Here is a 10,425-nt window from a genome sequence, read left to right as displayed (position 1 = left end):
CCTGACCGCAGCAATCTGGCACAACCACAAGACCGGCCGGCCCACGCTGCGATCACTCACCGCCTACGACCACTGACCCTTGGAATCAATCATCTAGTGCCAATACCGGTGATTTAGGTTGACTTCCGGCGAGTCGGGGCGGTCTTGGTCGGTCCGACGAGAACGAGGCCCGGCGGGGCCGGTCGCGGCGGGTCGAAGTGCGCCACGCGTTTGAGTGCCCAGTTGGACATCTTGCGTTTGATGACGCGTGGATTGGCGCGCAACCGCCGTGCGGGCAGGAGTCGTTCACCGATCTCGTGCAGGCTCTGGGCAAGTGCCTGGGCGAGTCGGGAGGGGGGAAAGCGCCGCCTGGCCGGTGACGTGGCGGCGGGCGATGCGAAGGGTGCGAACGAAGGAGACGCGGTCGGGATCGCAGCCGGTGCGGTGGGCGGCCTGGTGCATCAGGTCGCGCAGGGCGTGGTGGACCAGGAGGAACGCGAAGATCTCCTGTTCCACCCCGCGCGGGTGCTGGGAGCGCAGAACGAGGTTCCTGCCACCCTGGTGGGTCTTGATCTCGTCCAGCGTGGTCTCGATCTCCCATCGCTGGGAGTAGAGCGCGGCGAGCTCGGCGGCTGGGGCGGCGTGCGGGTCCAGGATGCTGGTGACCAGCCGGTAGACCGTGCCGTCCTTGGCGCGCGGGCCCAGGGCGTACTCGATGACGCGGACGCGGATCGGGTCGGCGCGGCGGTTCTTGCCCCGGGCGGCGACGATCTCCGACAGGTAGGAGCCGTCGTCGAGCACGGTCAGCACCGGGAGCACGGCGTCGCTCCTGGCCCGCCAGAGCAGGTCGGCGCCGGTGCCGGTGGCGGCCCGCCACAGGTCGAATCCGCGAAAGCCCCGGTCGGCCAACAGCAGCATCCGCTCGGTCAGCGAGGTGAACAACTGCTGGGCCAGTGCAGTCTCATGGACCGCCAGCGGTGCGACCCCGGCCGCGAACACCGCATGGGTGCCGCACTCGACCAGGGCCGCCACCCGTGCCTGCGGGTAGGCGCTCCTGCCCTGTCCCCGGCAGGTGCCGGGCCGGCCGAAGAACTCCGCGTTCGCCGCCGTGTCGGGAAGGTCGAAGGTGGTGCCGTCGACTGCGACCAGCCGCCAGTCGTGGAACCAGGCGCCGACCGTCTGCTTCGCGGCCACCGGGCGGCAGACCCGGGCGAACAGGGCCCGCAGCGGCTCCGGACCCAGCCGGAGTCGGGCCCGGCCGATCGCCGCCGTCGTCGGCACCCGCCAAGCCCCTCGCCCGCCCTCCCGCTCCAGGCCCTGGGTCAGAAGCCGCGCGACCTCCTCATAACCCTGACCGCAAAACAGGCACATCGCCAGGACGAAGTACACGACCACCCGCGCCGGCAGCAGCCGATGACGCCGCTCGACCCGGCCGCACTCAGTAACCACCTCATCAACCAGCTCGGGTGGGAAAGCCCGCGTCAGCACTCCCAGCGCGATCCGGTCCGAGAACCGCTCATCCGCCGACGACTTCACCTGTCCGGGCCTTGGCACAACCAGCCCAACGACCAAAGCCACACAAAGTCACCGGTATTGCATCTAGTGCGGCCGCCCGACCCGCCGAGGGCCGGGCAGGAAACCGCCGGCCGGCCCCCCCGGGGGGGCAGCCCGGCGGCGTCAGCCCAGCAGGCGCGGGGTCAGCGCCCCGCAGGGCAGCAGGCCCAGCTCCGCGCCGGCGTCCCGCAGGTCGGTGAGGACGAGCTCGTCGTGCATCAGCAGCGCCGACTGCTCGGGCCAGGCGATCGCCCAGAGCCACAGCCCGCGGGCCTCGCCGACGTACACCGCGCGGTCGACCGGGGCGTCCGGCACGTGGAACATCGGCGTCGGCCGACCGGCCGCCATCAGCTTGGCGTCGGCCGGCTTGTAGAGCGAGACGCCCTCGCCCGGGTCCGGGCCGTCCAGGCCCGCATAGCGGGCTCCGAGGCCGACACCGAGCTCCTCCGCGACGAGCACCAGCTCGCCGAAGCCGCCGAGCGGGGCCGGGCCGGCACAGGCGACCGCCGTCGCGCGGGCGCCCGAGAGGTCGTCACCGACGTGCGCGATCCCGGTGAAGAGCCAGCCGACCGGCAGCGGCCAGGGCAGCCAGACCGGCACCTGCGAACGGGCCACGGCGACGTTCAGGGCCTCGACGCTGGGCGGCAGCACCGGTTGCATCGGGTGGACCGCACCGTGCTGGTCACACTGCCAGGTGTCGGAGAAGAGCCCGGGGGCGCGGACCCGACCGGCGCACCTCGGGCAGCTGGGCTCGCCCCTCATAGCCGACAACGCTCCTCCCTCCGGACCGCCGCGTCAAGGACGATCACCCGTACGGGGTGCCTCGCGTCGGGGCGCTCGACCCCGTTGGGAAATGTCCCGTCCCGGGCGGCGGCAAACACCACCCTGGTCGCACCGGGTGCCACGGGACGCACTGACGCCCCGTCGTCCGCACTCGGGATGACGGGGCGTCAGTGGGGTCTCGGAACGTCGGACGCGGCCGGGGCCCGTCCGGCTCCGCTCACACGGTCTTGCACGGCCGGATGTACAGGCGCTCGCCGGTCGCGGCGGCGTCCTTCACGTACTGCCCGACGGTCTCGGCGTCGACGATCAGTCGGTCGGTGGCGACGCCGGAGGCGTCGTCCAGTCGGAGGATCTCGAAACGCATGGGCCTCTCCCTTCCCCGCCCCGTGGGTCGTGGCGGATGCGGCAGGCCGCCGACCGTTCGGTCGTCGGCCGGCGCCTGCTGGATCTGTCGTCCGGCTGCTGCTCGCATCGTCCCCCCTCGCACGTCGTGCGGCCCGTGCAGCCGAGGCGACAGTGCCTCAGGTGTTCACGGTGCCGCACCGCTGATTCGTGCTGGTTGCCCGTCCGTAAAGTCCTGGTTTCGGCGTGTGCCGCAGTGAGGGGCAACCGGGCTCGTGGTGCAACGATTCCCGGACAGACTCAAATATTACCCGAGCTAAACAATTTTGTCCCGGGTTTTACCCACCGGGTCCTCGGGGGGCGTGCGGCACGGGGACCCGGCGGGCCGGGCCGTCCGCGAGCAGGCCGGGACCGGGCCGAGGTCAGGTCAGGTCGGGGTCAGGCCCAGAAGGCGGCCAGGGCGGCGGCGGTCGCGGCGGGCTGCTCGGCGTTGGGGGAGTGCCCGGCGTCCGGCACCGCCGTGTACGGGGCGTCCAGGCGCTGCGCCATCGCGGCCTGCTCCTCGACCGGCCAGGCGTAGTCGCGCACGCCCGACACCACCTGCACCGGCAGCGGCACGGCGGCGAGCTCGGCGACCCGGTCCGGGGCGGCCACCAGGTGCTCGCCCATCGCGGTCAGCGCCTGCGGCACGTTCGCCACCCACCGGCGGTGCAGGAACTCGGCGATCTCCGGCTGCGGCGCCGGACCGGCCCCGCTGCCCTCCTCCATCTGCTTCATGACCTGCCAGATCGCCTCCAGGTCCATCACCGGCAGGGCGTCCAGCAGCAGCTTGGTGCGGGCCGCCTCGGCCGGGTCGATGGCGCCGGGGCCGGTCGACAGCAGGGTCAGCGAGCGCCACGGCAGCGGGCCGCGGCCGCCCAGCACGGCCTCCCGCACCACCTGTCCGCCGAACGAGTGACCGAGCAGGTGCAGCGGCCCGCGGTCGGCCAGCACCGCCGAGAGCGCCCGCACGTCCAGGGCCAGCTCCCCGACCCGGTACGCCTCCGGGTCGGCGGGGCCGCCGGTCTCGTACTGGCCGCGCTGGTCGACCGCGGCCACCCGGTACCCGGCCGCCGCCAGCGGCTCCAGCAGTGCGATGAAGTCCTCCTTGCTGCCGGTGAACCCGGGCACCAGCAGGGCCGTGCCCCGCACCTGCCCCTCCGGCTCGGCCAGCAGCGCGGCGAACTCGCCGCGGGCCGTGGCCAGACGCAGAGCCCGGGCGCACCCGGGGAGGGCCAGGAACGGCGGAGTGCTCATCGCAAGGGGCTCCAGACAGCGCGGCGGATCGGTCCTCCGAGCTTAGGCCGTCGCCCCGCCCACCAGGGAAGGGACAAGCCCGCCCGCGCCGACCGGGCGCCGCCCCGGTCACCCCGGACCCGGAAGCAGAAGTGTGCGCACGTCGGAGGAGCCGGTGCCGGACGCCCGCCGGAGCGCCGGGGGCGGTGCCGCCTGCGCCCGTCCACGGTCCCCGGTCACCCCCCGGACCCGGAGCCGGCGGCAGAAGTGTGCGCGCGTTCGGACGGCCGGTGTCCCCGGACACGACCGGAGGGCGGGCCCGTCGGAACGGGCCCGCCCTCCGGTGCGTGGTGTCAGCTCTCCTGGACGGCCTCGGCGACAGCCGCAGGACGGCGGGTGCGGGTGCGGCGGCGCGGTGCGGCCTCGCCCTCCGCGGTCGCCTCGGCGGCGGCCTCGGTGCCCGCCTCCGCGGCCGGGGCGGCAGCCTTGCGGGTGCGGCGGCGCGGGGCCGGGGTGGTCGCCACGGCCTCGCCGGCGGCGGCGTCGGCCCCGGTGGCCTCGGCGGCCGGCTTGGCGGCCGCGGCGCGGGTCCGGCGACGCGGGGCCGGCACGGTCTCGGCGGTCGGCTGGGCCGGGGCCTCGACGGTCGCGGTCGCGGTCGCGGTCACGGCGGTCTCCTCCACTGCGACGGCGGCGGGAGCGTCGGAACCGGTGCGGGTGCGACGGCGACGGCGGCGCGGGGCCGCCTCCGTGTCGCCCTCGGAGCCCGCGGCCGGAGCGGCCGGTGCGGCGGGAGCCGCGGTGTCGGCCACGACGGCGGCGGCCTCGTCGGCGGCACCGGCCCCGCCGCGGGTGCGACGGCGCTCACGGGTGCGGCGGGCCGGCTTCTCGGCCGGCTCCTCGGCCTGGGCGGCCGCACGGCCACCGCGGCCGCGCGAGCGGGCGCCGCGACCGCCGGTCTCGCCGAGGTCCTCGACCTCCTCCGCGTCCAGGCCGGCGCGGGTGCGCTCGGAGCGCGGCAGGACGCCCTTGGTGCCGGGGGCGATGCGGAGCAGCTCGTACAGGTGCGCCGAGGTGGAGTAGGTCTCCTCCGGCTCGTTGAACGGCAGGTCCAGCGCCTTGTTGATCAGCTGCCAGCGCGGGATGTCGTCCCAGTCGACCAGGGTGACCGCGGTGCCGGAGGCGCCGGCCCGGCCGGTGCGGCCGATGCGGTGCAGGTAGGTCTTCTCGTCGTCGGTGCACTGGTAGTTGATGACGTGGGTGACGCCCTCGACGTCGATGCCGCGGGCGGCGACGTCGGTGCAGACCAGCACGTCGACCTTGCCGTTGCGGAAGGCCCGCAGGGCCTGCTCGCGGGCGCCCTGGCCGAGGTCGCCGTGGACGGCGCCGGCGGCGAAGCCGCGCTTGGTCAGCTGCTCGGCGACGTCGGCGGCGGTCCGCTTGGTGCGGCAGAAGATCATCGCCAGCCCGCGGCCGTCGGCCTGCAGGATGCGCGAGACCAGCTCGACCTTGTCGAGCGAGTGCGCACGGAAGATGTGCTGCTCGATGTTGGCGACGGTGGCGCCGGTGTCGTCCGGCGCGGCCGCGCGGATGTGGGTCGGCTGGCTCATGTACCGGCGGGCGAGGCTGATCACCTGGCCCGGCATGGTGGCCGAGAAGAGCAGGGTCTGCCGCTTGGCGGGCAGCATGGTGATGATCTTCTCGACGTCCGGGAGGAAGCCCAGGTCGAGCATCTCGTCGGCCTCGTCGAGGACCAGGGCGCGCACCTTGGAGAGGTCCAGCTTGCGCTGGCCGGCCAGGTCGAGCAGGCGGCCGGGGGTGCCGACGACGATGTCGACGCCCTTCTGCAGCGCCTCGACCTGCGGCTCGTAGGCGCGGCCGCCGTAGACGGCGAGGACGCGGACGTTGCGGACCTTGCCGGCGGTCTGCAGGTCGTTGGTGACCTGGGTGCACAGCTCGCGGGTGGGCACCACGATGAGGGCCTGCGGGCTCTCCGAGAGGTCGTCCTCGGTCGAGCGGCCGGCGTCCACGTCGGCGCGCACGACGACCCGCTCGATGAGCGGGAGGCCGAAGCCGAGGGTCTTGCCGGTGCCCGTCTTCGCCTGGCCGATGACGTCGTGGCCGGTCAGCGCGACCGGCAGGGTCATCTCCTGGATCGGGAAGGGGTGGACGATGCCGACGGACTCGAGGGCCTCGGCGGTCTCCGGGAGGATGCCCAGGTCCCGGAAGGTGGTCTTGGGGGTTTCGGTGGTGGACAGGGTGCTGCCTCTTCCATGGTGGGGGCCGAGAGCGAGTCAGGTGCAGCGGGCGGCCCCGCGCGTTCGGGCCTGTGGCCCTCCACTGCGGTGGGGTCGCACAACCGCGCCCGCCCCTGGGCGTCCGGCCGGCCGGCGCCCCGTCTCGGGGCGTCGTCGGCGGCGCCGGGGAGGATTCCCGTGAGGGGCTGGCGCGGGACCTGCGCCTGGCGGCGCGGTCCGCGGCGGCCCTCGCTCGGCCACTGATGCGGTGCCTGGGCCCGAGGTCCGGGCCAAGGTCGGAGCCGATCGGCTCTCCGACCGGGCATCCGCGTACGTGAGTGCCGGGTGCGTGTCGGTGCTGTGCACGTCTGCGCGGCCTGCCACCTGTGGCGGGCCGCGCGATCACACCAGGCCTCACTACCACCATACAGGGGCGCGACGACTCGAACACGTGACGCGCCTTACTCCGTTCCCGACCGGCCCGGCTAGGGTGGCGAGCCATGGAGTCTCAGGAATCTGGCGATGTCACCCCGATCGGCGCGACCACCTCGATCGGCGACTGGGCGGCCTGCTCGGCGGACCCGGGCTACCGGGCCGCGGTGCTCGACCTGCTCGGCGCGCTGGCGTACGGCGAGCTGAGCGCGTTCGAACGGCTCGCGGAGGACGCCAAGTTCGCGCCCGGGCTGGTCGACAAGGCCGCGCTGGCCCGGATGGCGTCCGCCGAGTTCCAGCACTACCAGCAGCTGCACGACCGGCTGGCCGAGGTCGGGGCGGACCCGACCGAGGTGATGACCCCGTTCGTCGAGCCGCTGGAGGCCTTCCACCGGCTGACCGCGCCGTCCGACTGGCTGGAGGGCCTGGTCAAGGCGTACGTCGGCGACGCGATCGCCACCGACTTCTACCGCGAGGTGGCCGTCCGGCTGGACGACGACACCCGGGACCTGGTGCTGAAGGTGATGTCCGACACCGGGCACGCCGAGTTCGCGGTGGAGCGGGTGCGGCAGGCCATCGAGGAGGAGCCGCGGGTCGGCGGGCGCCTCGCGCTGTGGGGCCGCCGGCTGATGGGCGAGGCGCTCAGCCAGGCCCAGCGGGTGGTGGCGGAGCGCGACGCGCTGTCCAACCTGCTGGTCGGCGGGTCCGGCGTGGAGGGCTTCGACCTGGTCGAGGTCGGCAAGATGTTCACCCGGATCACCGAGGCCCACACCCGGCGGATGGCGGCCCTCGGCCTGGCGTCCTAGGGCGCCGCGTCCCGGTGGGGCGGGCCGTCGGGCGTCCGGCGGCGCCTTCAGGCCGGGCGGTGCCGGCCGGTGCGCCGTCGGCCGGTCCGGTCGACCAGGTCGGGACGGGCCAGGACGGAGACCAGCAGCGCCGAGCAGACCGCGCTGAGCGCCAGCGAGGCGCCGGGCGCCCGCTCGTCCAGCGCGTAGCGGGCGATCAGCCCGGCGAGCAGGGCCGCGACCACGGCGGTGGAGACCGTCATGGTGCGGGCCGCAGGGAAGTACTCGGGCAGCAGGACCAGCACGCCCGTCCCCACGGCCAGGCCGATGAGCGCGTAGGCGATCGTCTCCACCAGCACGGGCGGCCTCCCGGGGTCGTACGGCGTGTGCCTGACCCGGCCCATACCCGGGGCTGCCGGTGCGTACGCGCCCGGCGGCGGATCTCCCCCGCTCGGCCGCGGGTGCGGTCGCCCCGGAGCCCGGACCCGGCCGGGAACGCCGGAGCGCCCCGCCCTCACGAGGAGGACGGGGCGCTCGGGACCCTGCGGGCGGTGCGCCCGGCTCAGAGCGTGCCGAAGCCGACCTTGCGGATGCTGGGCTCGCCGATCTCCACGTACGCCAGGCGCTCGGCCGGGACGATCACGCGGCGGCCGTGCTCGTCGGCCAGCACAAGCAGCTTGGAGGTGCCCTCCAGAGCCTTGGCGATGGCGCCCTCGACCTCGTCGGCAGTCTGCGGGCTCTCGAGAACGATCTCTCGGGGCGCGTTCTGCACGCCGATCTTGACCTCCACGGCTTCCGTCCCTCCGGGTTGCAGCCATCCACGCGCGTTGTTTCGAACATGCGTCCGAGATCGCCGCGCCGTACGGCTTCACCTTAGAGCACCGGCCGGGCAGTACGGCGAAGCTCGCGGGATCGCTACTCGGCGGACGCCGGGCGGTCGCCCGTCTCGGAGTGCATCGGGAAGCCCTTCAGGCCGCGCCAGGCCAGGCTGGCGACCAGTCGCACGGCCTCGTCGCGCGGGATCTCGCGGCCCTGCGACAGCCAGTAGCGCGCGGTGATCTGGGCCAGCCCGCAGACGCCCGCGGCCAGCAGCTTGGCCTCGGCCTCCGGCAGGTCGGTGTCCTCCGCGATGACCTTGCTGACCAGCGTCGCGCTCAGGTCGGAGGCGCGCTCCACCCGCTCGCGGACGGCCGGCTCGTTGGTCAGGTCCGACTCGAAGACCAGCCGGAACGCGCCCGACTCGCTGGAGACGTAGTGGAAGTACGCCTCCATCGTGGCCGCGACGCGCTGCTTGTTGTCGGTGGTCGCCCCGAGCGCCTCGCGGGTGGCGTCGACGAGCGCGTCGCAGTGCTTGTCCAGCAGCGCGAGGTAGAGCTCCAGCTTGCCGGGGAAGTGCTGGTACAGCACCGGCTTGCTGACGCCGGCCCGGTCGGCGATGTCGTCCATCGCGGCGGCGTGGTAGCCCTGCGCGACGAACACCTCCTGGGCGGCTCCGAGCAGCTGTTCACGGCGGGCGCTACGCGGCAGTCGGGCACCGCGCGGACGCTCCTGCGCCTCCTGGATGGCCGTCACGGCGGTCCTCACTTCACGATCTGGGCGTCTCCGGCAGGCCCCGAGTCTACTTTTCGGTAACCGGATGCGCGCCTGGGAAAGCCGAGTAAAGCGCAGAAATCGGCTTGTCGGGAGCCCACAATACGACCCGCGTGCGCCCCGTCCACAGGGTGAGACGGGCCGGGGTGCTGGGGAAACGGCCCCCGCGCTCACTACGATCGTCCTCCATGAGCGCTGATCAGCAGGTGCAGAGCGAGCCCGGGCCCCACCGCACGGTCGAGGTGCCGGGCGCGGTGCTCGCCGTCGGACCGGGCGTCCCCGCGGCGGACGGCCTGCCGCCCGCGCTCTTCGTGCACGGCCTCGGCGGCTCCGCCGACAACTGGTCGGACCTCATGACGGAGCTCGCCGACGAGGTCTCCGGCGAGGCGATCGACCTGCCCGGCTTCGGCTGGTCCGCGCCGCCGCAGGACGGCAACCTCACCATCAGCGGCCACGTCCGCGCGGTGATCGGCTACCTGGAGAAGACCGCCCGCGGGCCCGTGCACCTGTTCGGCAACTCGCTGGGCGGCGCCGTCTCCGTCCGGCTCGCCGCCCTCCGTCCCGACCTGGTGCGCAGCCTCACCCTGATCTCCCCGGCGCTGCCCGAGCTGCCCCCGCAGGTCAGCGCCTGGCCGACGGCGGCGCTCGCCGTCCCCGGCGTGCCCGCCCTGCTGCGCCGCCGTGCCGCCACCCACGGCAGGAACGCCGAGCAGGCCACCGACGAGCTGCTGCGCCTGGTCTACGCCGACGTCGACGGCATCCCCGCCGACCGCCGGGAGCGCGCGATCGCCGAGTACCGGCGCCGCCTCGGCCTGCCGTACGCGCTGCAGGCCAGCATCGGCTCGGCCCGCGGCATCGTCGCCGCCTACACCGAACGCGGCGAGCAGGCGCTCTGGCGGCAGGCCGCGCACGTCAAGGCGCCGGTGCTGCTGGTGTACGGCCTGAAGGACAAGCTGGTCTCGTACCGGTCCGCGAAGCGGGCCTGCGAGGCCTTCCCCGACGCGCGCCTGCTGGTGCTGCCCGACTCCGGGCACGTCGCGATGATGGAGCACCCGCAGCAGGTCGCCCGGGCCGTCCGGGAGCTGCTCGCCGAGGCCTGACGGGCCCGGACCGGACGACGACGGCGACGACCCCGCCGTACCCCGTCGTGCCCCGCCGCAGCTCGCCGGACCGGACCGGCGAGCGGTCGGCCGGGAGGTTGCGCGCGGGCGCGCGCGACGCCCTCGAACGCCCCGCACAACGCGCCGGGCGGCGACAGGTCACGGCATTTCACTCAATCAGGTGGCATGCCTGCCGGCGCTCCCGGAGTTGTCGGCGATCCGCTCTACCTTCGTGCTGTCGGACCGAACAGGTGTGGGGGAGAGGCGGCCGGCACCGGGCCCGGAGAGGCCCGCGCCGACCGCACGGCGGGCCGGGGGTGCCGCCGCAGACTTTCCGAGCATTGCCGT

At 74.2% G+C, this 10,425-nt stretch carries 10 protein-coding genes; 2 read left to right on the top strand and 8 right to left on the bottom strand.

Features of this window, described 5'->3' with window-relative positions; translation table 11 throughout:
• Positions 1-285: 285 nt before the first annotated feature.
• The 5 genes from IE98_RS0131675 to IE98_RS0131655 all read right to left on the bottom strand — a co-directional run bounded on the left by IE98_RS0131675 (position 286) and on the right by IE98_RS0131655 (position 6,080).
• On the bottom strand, positions 286-1,533 hold the full coding sequence (locus IE98_RS0131675; RefSeq protein ID WP_030274950.1) for an IS4 family transposase: 1,248 nt from the start codon (positions 1,531-1,533) through the stop codon (positions 286-288).
• A 123-nt stretch (positions 1,534-1,656) separates the two neighbouring features.
• Positions 1,657-2,295 carry a DUF6758 family protein gene (locus IE98_RS0131670; protein ID WP_030274948.1) on the bottom strand — a complete coding sequence of 213 codons (639 nt, stop codon included), beginning with the start codon at positions 2,293-2,295 and terminating at the stop codon, positions 1,657-1,659.
• Between the two features lie 238 nt (positions 2,296-2,533).
• A complete protein-coding gene (locus tag IE98_RS50235; protein WP_199922997.1) occupies positions 2,534-2,680 on the bottom strand; it encodes a hypothetical protein in 147 nt (48 codons plus the stop codon).
• 416 nt (positions 2,681-3,096) lie between these two features.
• Complete coding sequence (locus tag IE98_RS0131660) at positions 3,097-3,954, bottom strand: alpha/beta fold hydrolase (protein ID WP_030274947.1); 858 nt, start codon at positions 3,952-3,954, stop codon at positions 3,097-3,099.
• A 332-nt stretch (positions 3,955-4,286) separates the two neighbouring features.
• Positions 4,287-6,080 carry a DEAD/DEAH box helicase gene (locus tag IE98_RS0131655; RefSeq protein ID WP_043175580.1) on the bottom strand — a complete coding sequence of 598 codons (1,794 nt, stop codon included), beginning with the start codon at positions 6,078-6,080 and terminating at the stop codon, positions 4,287-4,289.
• 590 nt (positions 6,081-6,670) lie between these two features.
• Between IE98_RS0131655 and IE98_RS0131650 the strand changes: the two genes are divergently transcribed.
• Positions 6,671-7,408: a ferritin-like fold-containing protein gene (locus IE98_RS0131650; protein WP_030274943.1), complete on the top strand. Its 738-nt coding sequence runs from the start codon at positions 6,671-6,673 to the stop codon at positions 7,406-7,408.
• A gap of 47 nt (positions 7,409-7,455) precedes the next feature.
• Here IE98_RS0131650 and IE98_RS0131645 read toward each other — a convergent pair whose 3' ends face one another.
• The 3 genes from IE98_RS0131645 to IE98_RS0131635 all read right to left on the bottom strand — a co-directional run bounded on the left by IE98_RS0131645 (position 7,456) and on the right by IE98_RS0131635 (position 8,959).
• Positions 7,456-7,746 carry a hypothetical protein gene (locus IE98_RS0131645; protein WP_030274940.1) on the bottom strand — a complete coding sequence of 97 codons (291 nt, stop codon included), beginning with the start codon at positions 7,744-7,746 and terminating at the stop codon, positions 7,456-7,458.
• Between the two features lie 203 nt (positions 7,747-7,949).
• Positions 7,950-8,177: a DUF3107 domain-containing protein gene (locus tag IE98_RS0131640; RefSeq protein ID WP_030274939.1), complete on the bottom strand. Its 228-nt coding sequence runs from the start codon at positions 8,175-8,177 to the stop codon at positions 7,950-7,952.
• Positions 8,178-8,302: 125 nt separating this feature from the next.
• A complete protein-coding gene (locus tag IE98_RS0131635) occupies positions 8,303-8,959 on the bottom strand; it encodes a TetR/AcrR family transcriptional regulator (protein ID WP_030274938.1) in 657 nt (218 codons plus the stop codon).
• A gap of 206 nt (positions 8,960-9,165) precedes the next feature.
• Here IE98_RS0131635 and IE98_RS0131630 point away from each other — a divergent pair, with 206 nt between their 5' ends.
• Positions 9,166-10,077 carry an alpha/beta fold hydrolase gene (locus IE98_RS0131630; protein ID WP_030274937.1) on the top strand — a complete coding sequence of 304 codons (912 nt, stop codon included), beginning with the start codon at positions 9,166-9,168 and terminating at the stop codon, positions 10,075-10,077.
• The last annotated feature ends 348 nt before the right edge of the window (positions 10,078-10,425 follow it).

Source organism: Streptomyces sp. NRRL B-24484 (assembly GCF_000717715.1).
Classification (GTDB): Bacteria; Actinomycetota; Actinomycetes; order Streptomycetales; family Streptomycetaceae; genus Kitasatospora.
The sequence above is the reverse complement of the archived record's forward strand: the minus strand, read 5'-3'. Positions and strand labels throughout refer to the sequence as shown.